This window comes from Croceivirga sp. ABH4_376, from assembly GCF_056160685.1.
The window spans coordinates 46,209-70,231 of sequence record NZ_JBSWXQ010000006.1 but is presented as its reverse complement, the minus strand read 5'-3'; the positions used below and the strand labels follow the sequence as shown (position 1 = coordinate 70,231).

General features: G+C 33.4%; 22 protein-coding genes and 1 tRNA gene. 11 read left to right on the top strand and 12 right to left on the bottom strand.

Translation table 11 applies throughout. The annotated features are described in order from the left end of the window. Position 1 precedes the first annotated feature (1 nt). Together ACXAGS_RS13065 and ACXAGS_RS13060 are read left to right on the top strand one after the other, a co-directional pair. Entirely contained in the window at positions 2-502 is a 501-nt protein-coding gene (locus tag ACXAGS_RS13065) for a GTP-binding protein (RefSeq protein WP_474907331.1), read from the top strand. Between the two features lie 235 nt (positions 503-737). Further along, the gene (locus ACXAGS_RS13060; RefSeq protein WP_474907329.1) at positions 738-1,271 is read left to right on the top strand and encodes a lipid-binding SYLF domain-containing protein; all 534 of its coding nucleotides are present in this window, start codon (positions 738-740) and stop codon (positions 1,269-1,271) included. An 82-nt stretch (positions 1,272-1,353) separates the two neighbouring features. On the opposite strand, the gene ACXAGS_RS13055 is transcribed toward ACXAGS_RS13060, so the two are convergent. From ACXAGS_RS13055 to ACXAGS_RS13040, 4 genes are all read right to left on the bottom strand, one after another. Beyond that, a complete protein-coding gene (locus ACXAGS_RS13055) occupies positions 1,354-2,061 on the bottom strand; it encodes an acetyltransferase (protein WP_474907327.1) in 708 nt (235 codons plus the stop codon). Positions 2,062-2,194: 133 nt separating this feature from the next. Next, entirely contained in the window at positions 2,195-3,082 is an 888-nt protein-coding gene (era, locus tag ACXAGS_RS13050; protein WP_474907325.1) for a GTPase Era, read from the bottom strand. Between the two features lie 5 nt (positions 3,083-3,087). Then, positions 3,088-3,558 (bottom strand): RNA methyltransferase, encoded by a 471-nt coding sequence (locus ACXAGS_RS13045; RefSeq protein WP_474907323.1) that lies wholly within the window; start codon positions 3,556-3,558, stop codon positions 3,088-3,090. After that, on the bottom strand, positions 3,545-4,909 hold the full coding sequence (locus ACXAGS_RS13040) for an alanine/glycine:cation symporter family protein (RefSeq protein ID WP_474907321.1): 1,365 nt from the start codon (positions 4,907-4,909) through the stop codon (positions 3,545-3,547). The genes ACXAGS_RS13045 and ACXAGS_RS13040 overlap by 14 nt, the downstream gene beginning before the upstream one ends. A gap of 106 nt (positions 4,910-5,015) precedes the next feature. On the opposite strand from ACXAGS_RS13040, the gene ACXAGS_RS13035 reads away from it, so the two are divergent. The 8 genes from ACXAGS_RS13035 to ACXAGS_RS13000 all read left to right on the top strand — a co-directional run bounded on the left by ACXAGS_RS13035 (position 5,016) and on the right by ACXAGS_RS13000 (position 12,025). Beyond that, positions 5,016-6,518 (top strand): aryl-sulfate sulfotransferase, encoded by a 1,503-nt coding sequence (locus tag ACXAGS_RS13035; RefSeq protein WP_474907320.1) that lies wholly within the window; start codon positions 5,016-5,018, stop codon positions 6,516-6,518. A 155-nt stretch (positions 6,519-6,673) separates the two neighbouring features. After that, positions 6,674-6,746: transfer RNA gene (locus ACXAGS_RS13030), tRNA-Met, on the top strand. A 111-nt stretch (positions 6,747-6,857) separates the two neighbouring features. Then, positions 6,858-8,186: a tyrosine-type recombinase/integrase gene (locus tag ACXAGS_RS13025; RefSeq protein WP_474907318.1), complete on the top strand. Its 1,329-nt coding sequence runs from the start codon at positions 6,858-6,860 to the stop codon at positions 8,184-8,186. Next, positions 8,187-9,143: a hypothetical protein gene (locus tag ACXAGS_RS13020; protein WP_474907317.1), complete on the top strand. Its 957-nt coding sequence runs from the start codon at positions 8,187-8,189 to the stop codon at positions 9,141-9,143. Positions 9,144-9,295: 152 nt separating this feature from the next. Next, positions 9,296-9,877 carry a hypothetical protein gene (locus ACXAGS_RS13015; RefSeq protein ID WP_474907316.1) on the top strand — a complete coding sequence of 194 codons (582 nt, stop codon included), beginning with the start codon at positions 9,296-9,298 and terminating at the stop codon, positions 9,875-9,877. An 11-nt stretch (positions 9,878-9,888) separates the two neighbouring features. Next, a complete protein-coding gene (locus ACXAGS_RS13010) occupies positions 9,889-10,920 on the top strand; it encodes an AAA family ATPase (RefSeq protein WP_474907314.1) in 1,032 nt (343 codons plus the stop codon). Between the two features lie 4 nt (positions 10,921-10,924). Further along, the gene (locus ACXAGS_RS13005) at positions 10,925-11,101 is read left to right on the top strand and encodes a hypothetical protein (protein ID WP_474907312.1); all 177 of its coding nucleotides are present in this window, start codon (positions 10,925-10,927) and stop codon (positions 11,099-11,101) included. Between the two features lie 72 nt (positions 11,102-11,173). Further along, a complete protein-coding gene (locus ACXAGS_RS13000) occupies positions 11,174-12,025 on the top strand; it encodes a DUF6371 domain-containing protein (protein WP_474907311.1) in 852 nt (283 codons plus the stop codon). A gap of 86 nt (positions 12,026-12,111) precedes the next feature. Here the strand turns inward: ACXAGS_RS13000 and ACXAGS_RS12995 are convergent, their stop codons facing one another. From ACXAGS_RS12995 to ACXAGS_RS12960, 8 genes are all read right to left on the bottom strand, one after another. After that, complete coding sequence (locus ACXAGS_RS12995; protein WP_474907309.1) at positions 12,112-12,777, bottom strand: uracil-DNA glycosylase family protein; 666 nt, start codon at positions 12,775-12,777, stop codon at positions 12,112-12,114. A 195-nt stretch (positions 12,778-12,972) separates the two neighbouring features. Further along, entirely contained in the window at positions 12,973-14,493 is a 1,521-nt protein-coding gene (locus tag ACXAGS_RS12990; protein ID WP_474907308.1) for a class I SAM-dependent DNA methyltransferase, read from the bottom strand. After that, positions 14,493-15,077, bottom strand: coding sequence for a hypothetical protein (locus ACXAGS_RS12985; RefSeq protein ID WP_474907306.1), 585 nt, complete (start codon positions 15,075-15,077; stop codon positions 14,493-14,495). Before ACXAGS_RS12985 ends, ACXAGS_RS12990 begins: the two co-directional genes overlap by 1 nt. Next, positions 15,070-16,338, bottom strand: coding sequence for a restriction endonuclease subunit S (locus ACXAGS_RS12980; protein ID WP_474907303.1), 1,269 nt, complete (start codon positions 16,336-16,338; stop codon positions 15,070-15,072). Before ACXAGS_RS12980 ends, ACXAGS_RS12985 begins: the two co-directional genes overlap by 8 nt. Further along, on the bottom strand, positions 16,338-16,478 hold the full coding sequence (locus tag ACXAGS_RS12975) for a type I restriction-modification enzyme R subunit C-terminal domain-containing protein (RefSeq protein WP_474907302.1): 141 nt from the start codon (positions 16,476-16,478) through the stop codon (positions 16,338-16,340). The genes ACXAGS_RS12980 and ACXAGS_RS12975 overlap by 1 nt, the downstream gene beginning before the upstream one ends. A 25-nt stretch (positions 16,479-16,503) precedes the next feature. Next, a complete protein-coding gene (locus ACXAGS_RS12970; RefSeq protein WP_474907300.1) occupies positions 16,504-16,782 on the bottom strand; it encodes a hypothetical protein in 279 nt (92 codons plus the stop codon). 11 nt (positions 16,783-16,793) lie between these two features. Next, complete coding sequence (locus tag ACXAGS_RS12965; RefSeq protein ID WP_474907298.1) at positions 16,794-20,144, bottom strand: AAA domain-containing protein; 3,351 nt, start codon at positions 20,142-20,144, stop codon at positions 16,794-16,796. Between the two features lie 2 nt (positions 20,145-20,146). Continuing rightward, complete coding sequence (locus ACXAGS_RS12960) at positions 20,147-22,960, bottom strand: type I restriction endonuclease subunit R (protein ID WP_474907296.1); 2,814 nt, start codon at positions 22,958-22,960, stop codon at positions 20,147-20,149. A gap of 203 nt (positions 22,961-23,163) precedes the next feature. On the opposite strand from ACXAGS_RS12960, the gene ACXAGS_RS12955 reads away from it, so the two are divergent. After that, a complete protein-coding gene (locus tag ACXAGS_RS12955; protein ID WP_474907295.1) occupies positions 23,164-23,985 on the top strand; it encodes a hypothetical protein in 822 nt (273 codons plus the stop codon). The last annotated feature ends 38 nt before the right edge of the window (positions 23,986-24,023 follow it).

The window sequence follows — 24,023 nt, the reverse complement described above, 5'->3', positions numbered from 1 at the left end:
AATGAGTTCATTAACAGAAGAAATAATTCTACGTCCACGTTTCAAATTTACCCTGAACAAACCAATGGATTTGGTCCTTAAGCATTTGGACAATTTAGACAGGCCTCCATTTGTTATAAACAGATTGGACGAACATGTTTATATAAAGTTTAAAAAAGAAGATAGCAATTTTTGGACTCCACAATTGCATTTAGAACTTATGTCGTTTAAACCCGAAACTACCATAATTTGTGGTGTTTTTGGCCCAAACCCTACTTTATGGACCTTTTTTATGTTTTTACATTTTGGAATAGCTACCCTATTTATAGTAATAGGGATTTTTGCCTATAGCAAACATACCCTTGGACACAATATTACTCCATGGTTAATGGGTATGGCAGCTTTAATTTTAATATGGATTACCCTTTATGTTTTTGGTAGATTGGGCAGGCAAAAAGCAAAACCACAATTGGACCAATTAAAATTGTATATGGGTCTATTACTGGATGAATTAAAAAAGTAGGTCTGTACAAGATACCTCAACAGACATCATATAAGTAGCTTTTTAAAACAAGTTTTTTTAATTACAAAGCATTCTTCAAAATCCTAATAACAACCAGGATAAGATTAGAAATTATCGCACACCTTATATTTTAAGCTTTTACAACTTATAACAAAATCTTAGCTAAATCTAACAGGGCTTTAACGACTAGGCTTCAATTCCCATACGTATATCTTTTAAACAAATAATAGAACCTATGAAAATCTTAAAATCAATTGTATTGGCAGTAGTTTTAGTAAGCACAACTACACTTTCTGCCCAAGATAAAAAGGAAGAAAAATTAATAGTTGATGCCCACAAGGCCAAAAAAACACTTTTAAAGCAAGATCAAGGGCTAGAAGCGTTCTTTGAAAACGCTGCTGGTTATGTAATATTCCCGAATGTAGGTAAAGGTGGTTTTATAATTGGTGGTGCTTCTGGTAATGGTGTGGTTTATGAGAACGATGGAATTGCTGGTTATGCCAATCTAAAGAAACTAAATATTGGTTTACAAGCTGGTGGACAAGCCATTATTGAGGTTATCTTTTTTGAAACGGAAGAAGATTTAGCTGAATTTAAAGAAGATAATTTTCAGTTTGCGGCGGAAGCCTCTGCCGTAGCGGTAAAATCTGGAATTGCCTACAACGCAAAATATAAAGATGGCGTAGCCGTATTTGCTTTACCAAAAGCAGGATTAATGGCGGACGCCTCAGTGGGTGGACAAAAAATTGAGTTTACTCCTGTAAAATAATCGTTTTTTGATTGATGTTGATTGAAATGGGCCGGTAAAAAACTACCGGCCCGTTTTATTTCTGTTGGCAACCTCTTTACGTTTACTTTAAAAATTCAAAATCTACATTACTAGATTTTGCAGTCCTACCTAAGTAAGGTTCTCCAATTTCCCTTATTCTTCTGATTTTTGCAGGCGAACCATAAGCAACTACTCTATCCGGTAAATGATCAAGAACTAGAGAGCCTGCACCAACCACTGTATGCTCCCCAATCTCAATATTTTCTATAATATTTGTACCAATACAAACAACAGAAAAATCTCCTAAAATTAACTTTCCTCCCGTATTTACGTTAGGAGCCAAACTAGAGTACAAGCCCATTGTACTATCATGATCTAAAGAAGATTTAGTGTTTAAAAAGCAAAAGTCGCCTACTTCTGAACCAGAATTTACAATAGCACCTGGCATAATGGCTACTCCTCTTCCAATAAAAACATTATCTGAAATAATTGCGCTGGAATGAATGGTAGTTATAAAGTTGAAGTTGGGATAAATCTTTACTATTCTTTCAACTATTAAGCTCCGAGTCCAATTGTCTCCTATTGCAACTATTCCTCCTATAAGATCGTATTCAGAAATAAGTTTTGGAATATCAAACTCCGTTCCTAAAATGGGATAGTCAGATAAATACGTACCTTTTTTCTTATAAGAATCTACAAATCCTATAGGATTATATTTTCCTTCACTTTTAATGCAATCCAAAACAACACTGCCTTGGCCAGATGCACCAATAATAATTATATTTTTCATAGCGGGGGTTTTGCAATTCATCGATGCAATTTGCATTTCATCGATGTGTAAAGATAATCAAATGATTGTACAACGCGTATTAAAAAAATACTTTTCGATTAATTACCTAAATTTTCAAATACAACATAGGGAATTATTTCTGTTGGTAACCAAAACGCTTTAGCTGATTGCTATTGCTACGCCAGTTTTTATTCACTTTTACGTAGATTTCTATATGTACTTGTTTATCAAAAAACAGCTCTAAATCTTTTCTTGCTTCTACCCCTACTCTTTTTAGCGCGTTTCCTTTATGCCCTATTATAATGCCTTTTTGACTATCGCGCTCTACCATAATAATAGAACGGATGCGAATAATATCTTCATCTTCTAAAAATTCTTCTGTCTCTACTTCTACCGCATACGGAATTTCTTTTTTGTAATGCAATAAGATTTTTTCCCGGATAGTTTCATTAACAAAAAAACGTTCTGGCTTATCTGTTATTTGATCTTTAGGGTAATAGGCCGGGCCTTCTGGTAAAAGCTCCAAAATACGCTCAAATACTTCACGAACATTAAAATTCTGGAGTGCCGAAATGGGGTGAATCTCTGCTCTTGGCAACAAATCTTGCCAATATTGAATTTGTTCTTCTAAAACACCCTGTTCCGAAGTGTCAATTTTATTTAAAAGCAATAGAACCGGAATCTTGCTGTTCTGAATCTTTTGAAAAAAAGCTTCGTCTTTAAGTCCCTTTTCGCCAATTTCTACCAAATACAAGAGTACATCTGCATCTTCAAAGGCGGACTTTACAAAATCCATCATGCTGGTTTGGAGCTCATAAGCTGGCTTTATGATACCAGGTGTATCTGATATCACTACCTGAAAATCATCCCCATTTACAATACCAAATATACGGTGACGCGTAGTTTGTGCTTTAGAGGTGATTATTGATAATTTTTCGCCTACAAAGGCATTCATTAAGGTAGATTTACCCACGTTTGGGTTACCTATAATATTTACAAAACCAGATTTATGTGCTCCCATAAATTTTACCTTTTGTGCATACGGGGTTTAGGTAAATTTCTATCGTACATTACAATACTCCCCGCAACGGCTACATTTAAACTTTTAATCGACTTAAATTGTATTAAGTGATGTGCTTTATCACACGCCACCCTACTTAATCCGTGGTCTTCTGCACCCAATAGATATACACACCTTCTTGGATGTGTAAAGGTCTCTAAAGCCACAGCGTTTTCCTTCATTTCTACCCCAACCAATTCTGCCCCTTTTGGTAGATTCTTATAAAAATCTTCAAAAGTATCATAATGAAAATAAGGCATCGCCTTGACCGCATGGTGGGTATCACAAGCCTGTTTGGCATATCTATTACCAATAGTAAAAATAAAACTTGCCCCTAAATTTTGAGCGGTTCGCCATAAAACACCCAAATTTTCCGGCGTCTTACCATTCTGGATGCCAATACCAAAAAACTCGTGCTCAAAATTATCTGTGCTCACTCTTTAACTTCTGAAAATAGATTTTGGCCTCTTTATTTACTTTAGGCGCTAACAAAAGTACGGCAATCATATTGGGTATTACCATTAAAGCGTAGGAAAGGTCTATTAAGTTCTTAACCAAATCTAAAGATGCTACTGCCGCAAAGACAATCATCACCACAAAATAAACATTGTACCATTTGCCAATTTTTGCGTTGGTTAAATACGATAAACTCTTAACCCCATAATAGGAATAGGTGAATAATGTTGAAATAGCAAAAGCAGATACAATGACCATTAACAGTATACCGCCCCAACTACCCAAGGCTGCATTAAAGGCATTCAACGTCATAACAATACCACTACCATCTTGTAAATAAGCCCCACTCAATATTAAAACCACAGCGGTAAACGTACAGACCAAAATGGTGTCTATAAATGGCCCTAACATGGCCACCAGACCTTCACGTATTGGCTCATTATTCTTAGATTGACCGTGGTACATTGGCGCACTACCCAGACCAGCTTCATTAGAAAACATAGCGCGGCGAACCCCTAAAATAATTAGACCCCAAAAACCACCCGTAACTACCGTTTTAAAATTCCAAGCCTCTGTAATAATTAATTTTAAGGAAGGTAGAATTTGACCAGCATTGGTTACCATAACGCCAATAACAGCTAACAAATAAACCATCACCATAAAAGGAACAATTGCGGTAGCCACTTTAGCTATATTTTTAAGTCCGCCAAAAATGACAAAAGAGGAAATTATAGCTAGGGCAAAACCAATACCCAGCTTCCAATTAAAGTCGCCAAAAGCAGCGATTGTTTCATTCGGCTCCACAACACCCATAAAGGTTTCCGTAAATTGATTTGCCGTGAACACACCCAAAAAACCAAACAGACCGGCAATACTAAAAAATACCGCTAAAGGCTTGGCTTTTATCCCTAGCCCTTGGGTAATATAAAACATTGGGCCGCCTTGTAAATTTCCTTCAGAATCTCGCCCCCTGAACATTATGGATAAGCTACAAGAATAAAACTTAATGCACATACCAATGATGGCCGTAACCCAAATCCAAAAAACAACTCCCGGCCCACCGTCGTGTATGGCAATAGCCACTCCAGAAATATTACCCAAACCTACTGTTGCGGCTACCGCGGCAGATAAGGCTTGCAAGGAACTTACATCGCCTTGAGCATTTTTATCGTCATATTTACCCTTTGTAATATCTAAGGCATGTTTAAAGTAACGGTACGGTAAAAAGCGCGAGTACACCACCAAAAACAATCCGCCTCCTATCAATAAAATAAACATAGGCCACTCTGTAAAAGAAATGGCTTCTGCTAAAAAATTATTAAGTTTATCCATAGGGTGTGAAGGTAAGCATTATTAGCAATTTTGTAAGCATTGTAAATACCTAACTACTTATAGCCTATACGAGGCAATTAACTAACTTTAAAATAAAGACCCAACAATGCGAGTATTAACCTATACCTTCATTTTAGCTATTCTTATTAGTCTATTTTCTTGCAAAAGAGATGACGATAATCCACAGGAAATAACGTACACTTTAACCGTTAATAGTTCTGATGGGGGAACGGTAAACCTAGAATCCGGAACATTCAATGCAGGCAGTACGCTTACTCTAATTGCCACCCCAGAACAAGGTTATGCCTTTGATTTTTGGGAAGGAGATGCAAATGGTAGCAATCCAGAATATACTCTTGTCCTAAACCAAGACTCTGAGGTTACCGCTAATTTTAGCTCCATAGACACCAATCCTGAAATTTCTGACAACATTGTTCTCTTAAACGAAGATTTGATAGATACTTCTGGTTACGTGTTTGCTATTGAAAACGGTGGTAAGCGCTGTTTTTTAATGGACCATTATGGACAAATAAAACACGAATGGAATTTTGAACTTTCTCTAGGGCAAGATGCCGAATTAACAAAAGAAGGTAACCTAATTGGCTTGTTTAGAGGAGAAAATAGTCCCGTTAGTTTTGGTGGGCAGAGTGGTATTTTAAGAGAGATAGAACCAGATGGTACTGTTATTTGGGAATATACGATAGCCAATGATAACGAAATTGCCCATCATGATTTTACACAATTGCCCAATGGCAACCTATTGGTCTTGGTATGGTATAGGGTTTCTAATGCAGAAGCAAAGGCGGTTGGCTTAAACAACACAGGTGACGTTTTCATGGAGAAAGTTGTAGAAATAAATAAAGAAGACAACAGTGTTGTCTGGGAGTGGAAAAGTTGGGACCATATTGTACAAGATTTTGATGCCAGCTTACCAAACTTTGGAGTACCAGCAACCAATAAAAACAAAATCAACATTGCTTACGCCAATAATAATGTACATGAGTTTGTAGCCCTTGGCGACTTAATTCATTTTAATGGTATAGCCTATTACCCAGAACTAGACCTCATAGCCTTAAGTGCTAATTTTTATAGTGAAGTATGGTTTATAGACCATAGCACTACAACTACAGAAGCCGCAACAGAAGAAGGCGGTCAATTTAATAAAGGAGGGAGTTTATTGTACCGTTTTGGTAATGAAAAAGTATATGGTGATAATAACGCCGCATCTACTTTAAATTTTAATCACCATCCTAGTTTTATAAAAACCGGTAATGAACTTAGTCTTTTAATTTACAATAACAACAATAGTGAAGAGCAATCTAGAGCCATGGAATTTAGATTGCCCGCTATAGACGGTACCAATTTAGATTTACCACCTTCATTAATTTTTGATTTTACCCATCCAGATTTGTTTTATGGTAGGGTAAGTGGGGCAGTACGCTTGCCTAATGGGAACACCCTAATTTGTGAAGGCGATTATGGTTATTGGGAAGTTACACCAACTTTAGAAGTGGTTTGGAAATTTGATGGGTTTAATCAGCTCTATTGGAGAGGTCTTTATTATACAGGAGATAGCGAAGAAATCGTAAACTTAGAAAGTAGAACATAACCTTAGGATTATTGAAATTATTAAAAAGGGCTAAAGTTAATTTGGTGTAATCTAAAAAGGGTTGTATATTTGCCATCCGATTCGCAAAAAGATACGTTCTTGAATTGGTTTAAAATGACAATTTAGTTGCTACGCGAGCAATAATAAACATATATCGCGGGGTAGAGCAGTAGGTAGCTCGTCGGGCTCATAACCCGAAGGTCGCTGGTTCGAGTCCAGTCCCCGCTACTAAGGCTAAGGCCAACAGAAACAACGGTTCGTATACACACGAACCGTTTTTTTATGTCCAAGATTTCCTTACTTTTACAAAACGTATACGAAAACGAATACGTTTTATCTATGAAATTGAACTATTCTGAGCCTAAAATCTACACTGGAGGCGTTAAAATTTCAGAATGGTCCAAGTTATCCAAAAAAGAAAAAGAGTTTGCACTTTCTAAGCGTTGGTATGTATACTACTCTTTTCGAAATCCCGAAAATGGTAGATTAAAGAAACAGAACCCAATTTTTGGAGGAGCGAATCGCATGAAGGAGATGAAGTCTAGAATGCAAATCCTTAAGATGCTAAGAGATGCTCTTTCAATACTTCTGTATAAAGGCTATAATCCCTACAAAGACAACTCTAATCTTAAAGAATATATCAAAGAAGAATATCTTTCTTTTCCTAAGAAAACTACGTCAAGCCAAGCTATAGCTCCAAACAGTAAAATGCCTAATCAAACTGATGTTGAAATGGCAGAGGAACCCACCATTATAGAGAATCAAGTATCTATTAAAGAAGCCTTTGACTTTGGTTTAGACATAAAAAAATCCATGATGAGTGCTAACAGTTTCATCAGATATAAAAGTCGTATAAATATCTTACTTAAATGGCTGTCAGAGCAATATGACGTAGACAAAGAAAATCTTTCAATTATAACCAGAAAAACTATAATTGAACATTTAAATTTTGTTCTAAGCAAGAACAATAATAAAGGAGGTTACAACAATGCAAGAAGTGACATTAATAGCTTATTCAAAGTATTTGAAACAAACGAATTAATAACCAATAATTTTGTTGCAGATATACCCAAACTCAAACACAAGTCTAAAAAATTCCAAGCATTTCCTAAATCACTTGAACAAAAAATTGATAAATATTTGGAAGAACATGATCCAATGCTAAAACTGTTTATTCAATTTATATGTTATAATTATCTAAGGCCAATAGAAATCTGTAGGTTAAAAGTTGGAAACATAGATATAGAAAATAAAACCCTAAGTGTCCAAACAAAAAGCGAGAATTTTAAAATTAAAAGGCTTCCTGATATCCTTATTGAGCAGTTACCAAATCTTTCTAATTTTCCAAAAGACGCCTATTTGTTTACAAGATACGGATATGGTAAAGCATGGGATGTCAAAGAAATGAGCCGATCAGACTACTTCACCAAACGATTTAAAAAAGTTGTAAAGGATCATTTTAATTTAGAGAGTGAATATGCGCTATATGCCTTTAGGCATACATATGTTAGTAAGCTTTACAAAGAGTTCAGAAAAACCTTAAGTCCTTATGAAACTAAAAGCAAATTAATGTTGATAACAGGACATTCTTCCATGAGTGCCTTAGAAAAATATTTAAGAGGTATTGATGCAGAAATACCAGAAGATTATTCAAATTTATTAAGATAAATGGAACACAAATTTCACGGATTTTTTAAATCAAAACCTTTAGACAAGGGAAACCATGAAGATTACCTTACCAGGATTAAGAACAATAATATTGGGATAGTTAGGAACAAATTAAATTTAAAACCTCTAGTAGCTTCTAAAAAAGATAAAGAGGTTGAGGTCACAGCTTATTTTGGAATAGAAAATCAATCTATCAGATTCAACGAAAAAGTACTTAGAGAAGTCTATGACTATATTGTTTCAGAATATAGAGTTCATGTAGATTTAGCTATTAAAAGTGAGACTGATAAAATTGAATCTGAATTATTCTTTATATCTGATAAACAAAAAAAAGATAGAGCTCTAGAAATTTCAAAAAATCACTATGAACACGCCTGTCCTTTAAACAAACATAAGTTAGACAATCCACTCAAAAATATAGATGATTATCGTTTTGAACTTACCCAAAAAATTGGCACCAATGAAGATTTTGTCATCTCATATTTAAACGGTAATACAGATTCAATTCTAATTGATTTTGTTGATGAACATTTTTTAAGGGAAATATTAAATTTTCATAAACATTTAGAAATACTTTTATGGATAAACAAGAAATATAGACTCTTTAAAAATAATCATAATCTTAAAGACCCAACATTATTTAAATTATTTAAAGAGTATGAAGACGTTTTTAGGGAATATGAAAGTTTTGAATTTACACATGAGTATTTAGAAGAAAATAAGAACGATAAATTTTCTTCTCATATTGACAGTATCTATTATTTCTTATTCCATTTTGAACCTAAACTAGTATATACTAATCAACAGGGATTTCTAAACTATATTGAAGCTTTTTTTGGTTTTAAAAAAACCAAAATTAATCATTTAAATACCCTTCAAAATTTCGGGATAGAGAACAAAGCACACCTTAAAAGAGTAGAAGAGATTAAAGGTAGATGGGAAAAATTTAATTCATAAAATATTTTAAATCCAAAATCAACCAACCTTAATCCCTTTATACATATAGGCTAACGTGATTTTCAGAGATGTTCAGAGATATTGGGAGATAAATTAAGAGATACTTTATTCGTGTAATATAGAAATCTTGCGGTCATTAAAAATTAAAAGTAATGACAGTAATTTTAAACACAAGAATAAGTACGCATTTAAAAGAAAATCTTAATGCGATTGCCAAAGAGCAGAATATTACAGTTTCTGAACTAGCAAGAAATATTATTAAGGATTACATCGAAAATCATAATTCTAGGTTCTCTAAAAACAATACTCCCAACATCAGTACTATTGATGAGGATTATTATGTTGACGATGATGATGATTTTGTTGACCCCCACTCTCTACAAAAAATAATAGTTACTTGCGATGCAACTCCTGTAAATACTCACAATCCTTTAACAACTTACAAAGACCTTCTGTGTTTACTCATAGCGGTTACCGATAAACTTATTTTTCCGAGTTCAAAAATTGGTAAAAACTATTTTCAGACTGAGAAGTATTGTATTGAAAGATTACTAGAGTTAGATAATATCTCTTTACCCTTAAAAAAGGAACTTCTTAAAGTTTTAAATGATTATAACCGGGCACTTTTTGTGAGTAATGACGAATCAGTAGAATTTCAATTTACAAAGCCTAACCATCAAAACAGTTTAGACTATTCCATCCTTTTAAAGGAATTAATCAAAATAAACCAATAATTCTTTTAGCTATGGACAATAAATTATTACAAAAACTTGAAAGAGATATAGAGTACAACACTCCTAACAAAGAGATTGCTTACTTAACCACTCAATGTCTAATAATTAAACCGGTCAATAAGTGGATTGACTTAGCTAAAAAAAGGCCTATCCCCAATATGTTGTTTAGTGAGTTTTGGTATGAAAATGAATTGGGAATTCTTTATGCGGACACCAATGTTGGTAAATCCATATTAGCGGTTCAAATTGCAGAAAGTATAAGTTCTGGGGTTGCCATAGAGGGGTTTAAAATCACCTGTCTTGCCAAAAATGTTTTATACTTAGACTTTGAACTTACCGATAAGCAATTTGAAAAGCGATACTCTGATAATTATAAATACCATTATCATTTTCATTCTAATTTTAAAAGAGCTGAATTAAACCCATTCATAGAGCTTCCTAAAGAATTTAAAAGCATGGAAGACATGCTTATTCACCAGCTTAGGAATCAAATTAATATTGAAAACACAGAAGTCTTAATCATCGATAATCTTACTTATCTAAACAACGATAATGAAAAGGCAAAGAATGCTCTTAATTTAATGAAGGAATTAAAAACACTTACCAAAGAGAAAAATATTTCCATATTAGTTTTAGCCCATACACCAAAGCGTGATGCCACTATGCCTATTAGTAAAAATGATTTAGCAGGTAGCAAAATGCTAATCAACTTTTGTGATAGTGCATTTGCTATCGGTTCTTCTTGTACTGAACCCTCTGTTAGGTATTTAAAACAAATTAAGCAACGTAATACAGAACAGTTGTATCATGGTGATAATGTTATTGTATGTAGAATACAAAAAGAAACAAACTTTTTGGGTTTCAATTTTTTAGAATACGGAGCTGAACATGAGCATTTAAAAAAACGTTCTAATGAATTAGATGCTAGAGATGCTGAAATGATGAACCTCATAGCAAAAGGCTTATCTAACGTTAAGATAGCAGAGCATTTAGGCGTTTCTGAGGGAGCCATAAGAAAGAGAAGAAAAGCTTGTAACATCTAATAAAATGGATGCCTCTCATGTATACGCAATTGCAAAAGCCCTTCCAAAAGAAGAGCTTTCTAAATTGTATTACATGTTACAAAAAGAATTTACCCCTATTAAAATTAAAAAAGACAATCGAAGGAAGATTGATTATTCTATTTCTGACGCACTAAATTACTTATTAGAAAACCTGCCATAATTCCCTATTAAAAAACTCGTACCTCGTACCAAGGTACAAGTAGGTACGAAGTACGAATCAAAACTAACTTAAATGAATTATAAGTATACACTAGATACATCTAGCAAAAAATTCTATTGCCCAAATTGTCATAAAAAAAGGTTTGTAAGATTCATAGATATTGAATCAAAAGAGTATTTGCAGTCCATGTATGGTAGATGTGACAGGGAAAGTAAGTGCGGATATTTTGTTTTACCCAGAGGCAATAAAACAATTACCAACGGATTACCTATGGTAACAACAAAAAAGTACAGTGTAATTTCAGATGATGCAATAGCAAACTACTGTACCAATTATGATAACAACAATTTTGTTCAATATCTATTATCTCATTTTAAGGAAGAAGATGTAATACAAGCTATTGAAAGATATTACTTAGGCACAGGATACAAGTGGTGGGGATGTGTAATATTTTGGCAAATAGATAAAAGTTTCCAAATAAGAACCGGCAAAGCAATGCTTTATAATGCCAATACCGGCAAACGCATAAAAAAACCCAAGACATGTATTACATGGATGCACCGCGTAATACAATTTCAAAACTTCAATTTAAAACAATGTTTATTTGGTTTACATCTCTTGAATGAACTATCTATAGATGCTAAAATTTGTATAGTTGAATCTGAAAAAACTGCAGTGATACTAAGTATTTTATTACCCAATTACGTATGGATGGCTACTGGAGCCAAGGTTAACCTTAAAGAAAGTTTGCTACAACCGCTAAAGCAATACCGTATACTCGTATACCCAGACAAATCTGAGTTTAAAGACTGGCACAACAAATGTATTACACTTAATAAAGCGGGGTACAACATAAAATGCAGTAGCTTTTTAGAAATAGAAGGGAAAATTGAAGGAGATGATTTGGTGGATTTGTTGTTATAATACTCTACCATTAAAAATACTAGTTACAAATTTTTAAAGTATAGCATCCCTCAAAACCTTCGATTAGACCTATTTATTTTGAACTATTAAAAACTTAAATCAAAAATCTTTTCTAGAATAGGCCCTTCCATTTTACTTAATTTCAAATATTTTGGGTGATATGTGCGGTATGATTTTTCTGGCAAGCTAGGGTGTTTCAATTTAACGAATTGTCGCTGTTTCCAACCCATTATTTCCTCGAATTCAATATCCAGGAAGGTTTTCTTCAATCTAAAATTAAAATCTGGGCCCACCAGAAAAATACATATGTCCGGGTTTAAGATATCAATCTCTGAAATCAAGATTGAATCTACTGTCGAAATTTCTAGTTCGTATATGCCTTGCGGACGACCCTCGTTAATATCGTATTTATTAATATTAGTCCAGGCACAAGAAAATTTAGGCATATCAAATTGAAGCTCCAATTTTCTAATAAATGACCAGAATGGGGAGGCCATATATTTTTCTCCTAAATTGAATTTTTGATAAGTATGCATTAATCCTTCAATACCAATGTCCAAATTAGGCCAACCTTTCGTTTCCTGGCCAACAACAAGAATTTTGGTCTGCGCTTTAAAGTAATTTTCTTTAGGAGAACAAAGAAATGGACCGTGGAGACTAACATCCTTGATATTATACTTAATTCTTTGAAAATTTTGTAAATTTTGATTATATAGGGTTCTTAGCTGATTACCTTTGGCTTGTTCTATCACTTATTCTTTGATTTTTATATTACTCAATCCCCAAGAAATCTTTTTTCAAACATTTCAAGGTTTTACTAAGAAGCCACTTAAGGCTTTTTAGCTTTTGTTAGTTTTTTTCTTCAATTAACATTTAATCAATTAATCCACGTTCCATTTTCATTGATTTGATGGATTTGTTATTGTAATACATATAAAAAGAAGAAGTTAACTTTCCCCTCCTATTATTTCCATTATTTCTTTAAAACTATTTAGTCCAGATTCTATGTTTATAATGATTTCATTGGCTAAAATATCTGGGTCTGGTAGATTATCTAAATCGGTTAAACTTTTGTCTTTTAACCAAAAAATATCCAAACTGGTTTTGTCTCGTGCAATGATTTCATCATAGGTGTATTTTCGCCATCTACCATCTTCATTTTCCTCGCTCCAAGTTTCTTTTCGTTTGCTAATATTACTCCCATTGTAGAGTTCTATAAATTCAGACAAATGCTCTTGCCGCATTGGGCTTTTCTTTGGCGTGTGATGTACGTTTGTCCTGTAATCATAAAACCAAATATCTTTAGTCCACGCTTCTTTACTTGCTGGTTTGTTATTGAAAAACAGCACATTTGCCTTGACACCTTGAGCATAAAAGATACCCGTAGGTAATCTAAGAATGGTATGTAATTCTGTGGTTTTTAATAGTTGTTTTCTAACCTCTTCACCTGCGCCACCTTCAAATAAAACATTGTCCGGAAGCACAACAGCTGCTTCTCCGTTTATTTTTAATTGTGTTTTTATATGTTGCAAGAAGTTTAATTGCTTGTTGGAAGTTGTTTCCCAAAAATCTTGACGATTGTAGCTTAAATCTTCTTTTACAATTTCACCTTGTTCGTTGGTAAACGTCATACTGCTTTTTTTACCAAATGGCGGATTTGCTAAAACATAATCATAACGTTCGCCATCATCTGAAATTAACGCATCATTTGGATTTATAAACGATTCTCCGTCTATTTCTCCAATGTTGTGCAAATACATATTCATTAAGCACATTCTACGTGTATTGGCTACAATTTCATTTCCGTGAAAGGTTTTGTTCTTTAAAAACTCTTTTTCTTCTCTATCAAGCTTGTTGTTATCTACAATCCAATCGTAAGCTGCTAAAAAAAAACCACCGGTACCACACGCTGGGTCCACAATGGTTTTCATTGGTTTTGGCTTTACACAAGCTACCATTGTTTTAATTAAAGCTCTAGGGGTAAAATATTGCCCAGCACCACTTTTGGTATCTTCTGCGTTTTTCTCTAAAAGACCTTCATAGATTTTACCTTTTATATCTGCTCCCATTAGTGACCAATCTTCTTTATCAATGAGATTGATGACTTTGAGCAATTTTGCAGGGTCTTGTATTTTATTCTGGCTTTTGGTGAAAATCTGTCCTAATGTTCCTTTTTCTGTGGAAAGTGTACGCAACAACTGGCTGTAAAAGGCTTCCAGTTCTGCACCGCGCTTGCTGGATAAGGTTTCCCAGTTCGCAACCTCTGCATCCTCAACTTCGTTGCCTTCTACATCTTTTAGTTTAGGAAAAACCAAGCCTTTATTATAGGGCGGCTTATTAAGCTCATCTGCCATTTTAAGGAATAGCAGGTAGGTAATTTGTTCTAAGTAATCTCCATAACCAACACCATCATCACGCAATACGTTGGCAAGGTTCCATATTTTTGATATTATACTTGAGTCTGTCATTATAGTTTTAATTTGGAATAATCATAATTTTCATCAGAACGTTTTAATAGAAGTTCAATATGGTCAAGGTTTATGTAATTACGACCACCTAAAAAACTCTTTATATAAAAACTTCTCGATATTAAATTGCTTATTGCCCAAGGATTTTCAATATTTTTGAGAAAAATTTCACTAAAGACAAACTCGTCATGGTATGCGTAAGAAAATCTGTTGTTTGAACTGTCCTCATGTTTAAGTCCAGTTGCACTACGCACATTAGTACAATATTGCTTAAGGTCTTTAGATAAAACAAACACACAATAGTTATACAAAATATACCGAACCGAATCATGTATCATAAATTCCTCATCTGTAATTTTAACCAAAGGAGCTTTATAATTCTCTAAATACGGTTTTAATTGAGGATAATCTTTCTTAAACAAAGACAGTACTTCAGTATTATTATTATCCTCAAGGAAAGATTTTAAGTAGCTGTTACTTTCTATATAATCCCTTGGAAATATCCAATAATATTCATCTTCGCTTTTAAAATGTTTTGCTAATTCGCTGGCACCATCAATTAATCTCTGAATTTTTTTATCCATTTTTCTCCTTTTTAATTCGCTCCAATAACACACTCGCAGGTTCGTAAGCTGCATCTGCTTTGCATTTAGCAATTTCTTCTTCACTTAACAATTTACCTTCAAATGCTTTTTTAAGAATGCTTTGGCGTAAGGCTTGGGCTTTTTCTAAACTGTCTACTAAGTCTTTTTCTACTTTATCACAAACCGATAAACGACTTTCTATTTCGCTAACGATTTGGTGTTGTTCCTTTAATTCAATTTTGGGAATTTCAATTGATTTAAGATTATTTAAATTAATTCCCTTAACGGTTGTTCCACTTGATAGTTTAACAACTTTTCTTTCTGTGGACTTAAACAGATAATGAATGAACTTATTGAAAGTTTCAAACTTTGGCTTTACGACTTTTAAATCTTGATTAATTGCTGTATCAATTTCAGAAATTATACTTTTCCCAGGTGAAATTCTGGTTATTAAAATTATTTCGTTTTTTTTCGCAAGATTAGCAGAACTATTTTTAAGTCCTTCTTCGGTTATAAAATCTTGAGTGCAACTTAGAAAATCACCTTTAATATCTTTTACAGAAGCCCAAGGGATTTTTCCGTTCCAATATTTTGTTTCTCGTTTACTTGGTGTTCCTCCTCCAACAAAATCAAATAGTTCTCCAACAGTAGTACTTTCTCTATATCCCTCAAAAGCCTTTTTCAACACAGCTTGCCTGTAAATTTTGAGTTGGTCTTGTGCTTTTTTTAGGTCTGCAATTCCGCTATCTAAACTGCTAAATAGTTCTTCTATTTTTTTGACGATGGCTTTTTGTTCGACTACAGGTGGAAGAGGAAGTTCAATTTTACGTAAATGCCCTAAAGGGATAAATTTTTGAGTTGTACCTTTTAAAAATTGTTTCTTTTGAAGTTGATGATAAAAAGTAGTAGAGTCTAAAAAATAAGCTAAAAGGTTTGACTCTATAACTTTAAATCTATTTTTAAAAAGACCAACATTCTTTATTGAATAATGTGGTTCTTTTTTAATTACAACTGGATTTCCAATTGTACCTATCATTGCAAAAAGTACATCTCCAATATCAACCTTTGACCTTTTATTTATTTCAATAAAATCTTCTTCAGAAATATATTTTACGTTTGTTAAGTCTAATACTCCTTGTTTTAAATTTTTAGAAGTTACAAGAGGGTGTACTTCATCTTGAATATATTTCGGTGTTTCGTGGGTTCCGTCTCTAATATCTAATATTTCAGATGAAATTACTTCTATCCAATCTTTCCTCATTATGCTGCTAGTACTTCATTGAGTTCGTTAATAATGTCATTCATTAGGTTACCAAATAATTGGTGCATTTTTCCATTTCCGCCTTTAGCGTCAAAAGGTGTATAATCTAAATCGTCTATCTCTATATGGTAACTACTCACTACGTGAGTCTTTTTTATAATCTATTTATTCTATTATACAAGCTTTTATAATTCGAGCTATTTTAAAGGTACGCTCTTCTTCTCGAAGACTACAAAACCCTTTTATATGGTCTTTGTAAAAACCATCACCTTCAAAAGAATTATTGTACGCAATATTACTCAACACTCTAGAACTTACATCACCATTGAATTTTTTATAAGTAATTTTTATTGGTTTATTTAGAGTTATTGCCTTTTCAATGATTGATTGTGGAGAGTTGCCCCCCTCATTATTTGTTTTGTTCCATAAATCCAATAATCCCATGCTACTTTCTTTTAGTTGGCTGACACATAATTCGCCAAGTTTGCGAGCAATGAGTTTTGCCCGTTCAACCTCAATCTTCTACAATAGCTCTTATTACCTACTATATATAGTGCGCTCTTAGCTCGTGTTACTGCAACATTCAACAAAAATGGTGATGTCTCGTTTAGAAATCTAGGCAGTGACGCCCTACAATTTGTAGTGACAACAAGACTTAATATAATAATGTCTTTTTCGTCGCCCTGAAAATTGTGTATGACATCGCATGTTATTTTCTCAGCACCCTTGACATCTCTTAAAGCCGTAATTAAAGCTTCCTTTTGGTGTCTAAACGGTGTGGCCACACCAATGGATGCTTCAGGATATTCTTGCATTAATTTTATAGCTAGACCAATACATTGATGTACTTCTTGTTTATTCTCATTTCTTCCGTTCTCCATTTGACCAGTTACATTTATCCAATTCAGCCCTGGTGTACCCTGCGTAAAATCTTTAGGGTCGGTTTTTATATTTAAACTATGACCCGCTTTTGGCAAATAAAAATATTGATTGCTGAAACCAACTATATTAGGGTGACATCTATAATGCTCATTCAAAAAAGCAGATTCCAATAATGAAAGGTTACTAAGTGTTTTTGCTTTTTCAAACAGTGAATCCGAAATATAATTAAAATCTTTTTCAGGCAGACCAAGCCTGTCAATGACAAATTTTTGCTCATGTTTCCTCACAGAAGAAATATGTGGCAACTGTAAAGAATCTCCTATAATTACAACACGCTTGGCCCTATATATTAACGGCAGTGCAGAAGGTAAATCGCACTGCGAGGCTTCATCAATCACTAGTAGGTCAAATATCCCTGATTCTTGTAAAAACCCTTTTTTTATTGTAAGATTCGTAATAGATATGGTATTGAATATTTCCAAAAAACTATTGGTAATATTGGCACATTCCATTTGTTCATTTCTTTGCCATGGTATTCCATTTTGAACTAAACCTTTATAGCCCTCTATTGCTGAAATATCTGCTTTTCTAAGTCTTTCGTTGATGGTTGCCTTTAAAATTTCAATACCTATCAAGGGTTCTTGTTCAGTTAGGTTTTGGAAAGACTTTTTAAGGTTTTCTTTATTTTCCTGTAAGTACGAGAGTTTAGTTTTTGAGTCTTCAATTTTTTCTGAAAGTGAATTTATTTCCTTTGTAAACTTTTCATGTCTAGTAGTCAATTCCTTTTGGTTGTCGAGTTGTGTTTTAATGCAATCCAAATTTGAATATAAACTTTCAACAATATCACCTTGCGATGTAAAGACTGGAGCTATACCATCTATATATGATTTTATTTCAGATGGTTGGTTTTGATTAAGCTTTTCAACGCTCTCAATAGTTTTGCCTTTTTTAAACAAATTAAATGCAGTACGATTTAAAAAACTCGATTTGGATTTTGAAACTACTCTGAGCAATAAATTCAATTCAGAATTAGAAACATTTAATCTTAAATTGTTGGCTACATATAATTGAAACTCATCTTTGTTTGTGCTATCTAACCAATCACTAAAAGTGTTTTGAACTTGCTGAAGTCTCTCTTTTAATTTGGGAATCTCAGAATTTAAAACATCGATATGAGCTAGGTTATTAAGAATGTCTTCCTTGTCCTGTTTTATTTTTTTTAATTCTAACTTTTTAGTTCTTAACAAACCTGAATGGTCTTCATAATCATTATTTCGTATTTTTTGGATAATCGCATTCAGATTATCCAAAAGTGCGTTAGTGTGGTGGTTAGAACCTAATCGTAAAAAATAATTGGTGTTTAGCAAATTGCTTATCCTTTGATGAACATTATCAACTGCTTTGTTGTTTTTACTGGCAAATAGTACTTTTTGTTCCTTTAAGGTAGCATTTGCCAAAATGTTAGCAACTACTTGACTCTTTCCTGTTCCTGGCGGTCCAGTAATCACTGTTAAAGGTTGTTGAAAGGATAAGGCGATTCCTTGTTTTTGCGCTTTGTTTAATTCAGTTATTTGTATTATAGGGTCGTTATCTTCTACACATTTATATTGGATTTTAGAATTGGTTACAAACCCATTAAACACTGGTGGGTTATCCAGTATTCTTTTTTTCCTAATCCATTGATTTAATTCTGATTGTAGTTGTGCAGAAAATAAGCTCTCATTACTTAAACCTACTGATATTCTATCCACAAGTTCTAGTGGCACTTCCAAATAATTCCTAACCGCTTCAATTTTGTCAGACAATGAATACTTAACGTTTACCAAAGAAGACAATTCTTCAATTACATCCTCTGTTAAGTTCAATTCCTCTAATACAGGTCTGTAAAGGTCAAACCCATCAAAGTTCATTTCTATAGCCTTATGATTATCTACATCGGAAAATTGAATAATGGTATAAAAAAAAGGAACAGTCAATTCTTGAAAAAGAAGATTAATACTGAAAAATAAATTCTTAGGAAATTGCTGTTGACTGTTTTGTAAATAAATGTCTAAAAATCTAGTGTTATCCTCAAGATTTAAAATATACTTGTTAGTAGTAACACCTCCCCAATTTAATGGGTAATGGTGAATGTCTAAAACACTAGAATTGTTCAACCTTTCAATTGATAACATCGTGTTATAGAATCCGAGAGCTTTGATTATGTTATCTTCATGTTCAACCTCGGGGATTAATCCTATTATTCTTTCCAATCGACTTGAATCAATAGTGGTTGATTCTTCATCCTTATCAAAATCCTCTTGATTTGACTTAAATTGATTGGAGCTATTAATATTTAGAGTTTTTAAAATATTTTGAATCTCAACATCAGAAAAATTTAGTCCATTGCTATAGATGTCTTCAATATCATCAATAACTCTATCAAAATGAGTTATATGAAAATATCTTTGAATTTTAGGAGGAATTGAGTTTTGCTTAAACCTTACTTCCCTTTGAAACAACACCATTGCATTCGTATGTGCCCAAGTAATATTTGAATGATTTGCCTCCAAAATTGTTTGCTCATTCTCACTAAGAAACTGGAACAATGCAAATCTATAAGCATTGACTTGTTGATATGGATTTCTAGAATGGGCTCCTCCAGCAACAAATAGTATTCCACCATCATCCCTAGTTATTCTCCAAGGCCCGTTTTCAGAGAACGTTAACTCGCCAGAGTAGTCTTTAAAGTCAATAACAATTATTGCCCCCCTTTTTATAAAAATCGCATCCAAGGAATGTCCGCCAACACTTAAATTCCCTACAAGAACATGGTCATCGTCATGGTCATTAAATGCTAAGCGAAATTCTTCGTCTAAAAGGCGAAAGAATTTATTCTCATGAGTAAAATCAAACTTTTCTAATAAATAAGATGTGTAACCCATTACTATGCCGCTAATACTTCATTGAGTTCGTTAATAATCTCATTCATTTCCTTACCAAAAAGCTGATACATTTTTCCTTTTCCGCCTTTGGCATCAAAAGGCGTATAATCTAAATCGTCTATTTCTATATGGTAACTACTAACAACATGGTCTTTTATCATTCGCAACCAATCTAATTGTTCTGGTGTAAAACGATTGTGTTGTCCTGCGTTTTGTTTAAACATCCAGTTTTTAAAATTTTCGTCTATGGCTTTGTCAAAGGCTTTTAGTTCTTTGTCTATGCCACAAACTCTTCGTATCAAAGAAACCAAAGCTGTTAATTCATCTTTAGGTTGTTGACTTTTTACTTCTTCTAATTGTGTATAAGCATCCCAAACATAATCTGGTGCTAATAGCGGTTTTTCTAATTGCAGCTTTTCCATCACGTCTTTTATCATTTTAAATGTGATGTCTCTACGATTGTAGGGTTGATTGTAAAAAATACTCAACGCTTTAATTTCGTCTTTGTTTGCTTCTAAATATTCGGTAAAATCTTTTACAATTTTAGTTGCTTTATCAACAGAAGTGGTTTCCCATTCGCTTTTTATAACCGTGTCTATGTTTACGCTATCAATAATTTGTTCGTATTGTTTACGAACATTATCTAAATAATCATTCAACTCTCCATTAAACGTTTTACTTGCTTCTAAAATCAATTGTTCTTGAGCATTCTTTTTTGCATCTTCGATTAAAGCAGGTGTTTGGTCTTGAACAGGAATTTTGTCAATTTCAATTTGTGCTTTCGTTTCAATTTCGTCTTGGTCAAAAGCTGTAATTAGTTCTTTGGTAATTTGTTTTAAGTTTTTTCCACCAGAAAAATCCAATAATCTATCTTTTTCCTTTTCTGTAATTTGTTTCTCTAAACGGATTAATCGGTTAGCCAAAGACAAAAACAAATCTTCGTCTGCAACTCCCATTGTTACTGCTCCCAATAAATCTTTCATGGGCACAGACGGTTTGCGTTCTAAAGGTCTGCTGTCTGTTTTTTTAGATTTTGTTGCACCCACAGCATCTACAATTACGAAATGTGTTTTTGTTTTAGCCGTTTTAGTTACTAATTGCAAAGAATCACTATTTATAGTTCGTGTTCCACGACCTTTCATTTGTTCAAAATAGTTGATGCTTTTTACATCTCGCATAAACAGTAAAACCTCTAAAGGTTTTACGTCTGTTCCTGTTGCAATCATATCTACTGTAACAGCAATTCTTGGATAGTATGAATTTCTAAAACGATTTAATACCGATTTTGGGTCTTCGTCTATTTTATAGGTTACTTTTTTACAAAAGTCGTTGCCTTCGTCAAATTCCTCTCGAATAATTTTGATAATATCATCTGCGTGACTATCTGTTTTTGCAAACACTAATGTTTTGGGTACTTCATATTCGCCATTTTCGTCAATACGATTTGGATAAATAGTAGTTTTTAAAGCTCGTTTATATTCACGAATGATGTTACGGATTTGACTTGGATTGACAACTTTTTTATCTAAATCGTTGCGTTTGTATTCGGTGTCTTCATCTTCTTGTTGCCAACGTTTTTTACGAGTGAGTTTGTCTCGTCTATCTACAAACCAACCTGCTTTTATGGTTTCTCCTTTTTGAGAAATCTCCGTTTCAATCGTGTACACATCATAAGGAACATTTACACCATCTGTTACAGATTCTTCATACGTATATTGGCTAACTACGTTTTCATTAAAAAAACCGAAGGTTCTTTTGTCTGGTGTTGCGGTTAAGCCAATCAAAAACGCATCGAAATAATCTAATACTTGTTTCCATAAATTATAAATAGAGCGGTGAGCTTCGTCAATGACTATAAAATCAAATTGTTCAATGGGTACTTTTGGTGTGTACTCAACAGGAACCGCCTTGTTTTTTGACATTTTGTTTTGAAGCCAAGAATTTTCGTTTGGATTTTCTAGTTCAGCACTTTCGTCCAATTCTTCTCCTTTTAAAATAGAGTAGAGGCGCTGAATGGTAGAAATGCAAACTTGACTATCTGAAGCAATATAACTTGATGATAAACGCTGAACATTGTACAATTCTGTAAATTTTCGGTTATCGTCATTTGGCTGAAAGGTCATAAACTCTTGTTCTGCTTGTTCGCCAAGGTTTTTGGTGTCAACCAAAAACATAATACGTTTTGCATCTGCGTGTTTTAGCAAACGATAAACAAATGTAGCTGCTGTAAAAGTTTTACCAGCACCAGTAGCCATTTGGATTAAGGCTTTTGGTCTGTTCTTTTTAAATGAATGCTCCAAATTATTAATCGCAACAATTTGAGCAGGACGTAGTCCTGTTTCGTCTAATTTTGGAATAGCCAATAATCTTTCACGAAGACTTTTATCTTTTCGCAACCATTCCGCAATAGTTTCAGGTTTATGAAAACTAAATACATTTCTCCCTCGTGGTTTAGGGTCACGATAATCTGTAAATCGTGTTATTGTTCCGGTACTTTCATACACGAAAGGTAAAGAGTCGTTATTTAAATATTTGAGTTTTGCGTTGGCATAGTTTGAAGATTGTTCCTCAACAACAGTTAATCTGTGTCCTTCGTCCTCTCGTTTTGCTTCTATAATTCCGACAGGTTTTCGGTCAACGAAAAGTACATAATCGGCAGGTCCAACATCAGTTTGGTATTCACGAACTGCAACACCTTTTCCAGCAGATAAGTCAACTTTGTTTTTAGACTGAACTAACCATCCAGCTTCACGTAGCATTTCGTCTATTTTATCACGAGCTATTTGCTCAGGATTTTGGTTTAAGTTATTGGTCATTTTGGTCTCTTTAACAAAGATATTACTCAGTAATACTTTGATTATAGATTGGTTGTCTGTTCTGGGGGAATAAAAACGGTCAATTTTAGGTCTAATCTAAGACAAGTCTAAAATAACTATTTTTTTGAACCTTTAGAAATACAATTTCTTATACTCAATTATATCAAATAAGTAATCGACCTATTAGGATTCAAAAAAATGTAATGAAAACAATTCAAGAAAGAACCAAAAGTATTAAAAATGAACTTGGAGCTTTAATAAGCTGTCCAAAGCAACTAAGAAATGTAAACCCATTACTCATTGGAGCTAAACGAAATTTTTTATTGAACTATAAAAAGTACGGTAATACCCATCAAAGTCAAATTACTACTTCCGAAGACTTTTTTTCTATTAGCGTGTCTAAAAAATGCTTAAACCGTAGCTTAATTTTTTTAAATACCTTGATTAAAGGGTTTAAAGCCAGAGGTCACAAAATTGTTGTTAGGACAAACCAAAAATATAGTAATTATAACGGTACTAAAGCCATAGTATATGAACAAGTTTATCCCATAAGGTTAAGAGAATCTAGTATTAAAATTCCAAAGAAAGACAATTATAATTGGACTACGTATGACTATGAACCAACAGGGAAGCTTGTTTTTGTTTTGGATGACTTGTTTAGAAAGGAATGGACAGACTCTAAGACAGTCAAAATCGAAGATAAATTGGCAAACATAATAGCTTACTTTGAGCTTAAGGCTTTAGAAGATATTGAGAAAAAAAAGTATCACGAAGCGCGCAGAAAAGAAGAAGAATTAGCCCGGATTCAAAGAGAAGAACAAGAAAAAGCAATTGCCCTAGAACAAGCAAAGCTAGAAGCACTTATAAAACAGGTTCAACAACATACCTTAGCAAACCAAATACGTTCTTTTCTTAAACACAAAGAACTGCAGATAAAAGATTTACCTTTGAACAAAGAAAAAATTGAGCTGCAGTCCTATTTAGAATGGGGGTATAAAAAGGCAGATGAACTAGATTCCATTTAATAGTTTATATCCAAATCAGTTAGCTTACATAAGTAAGC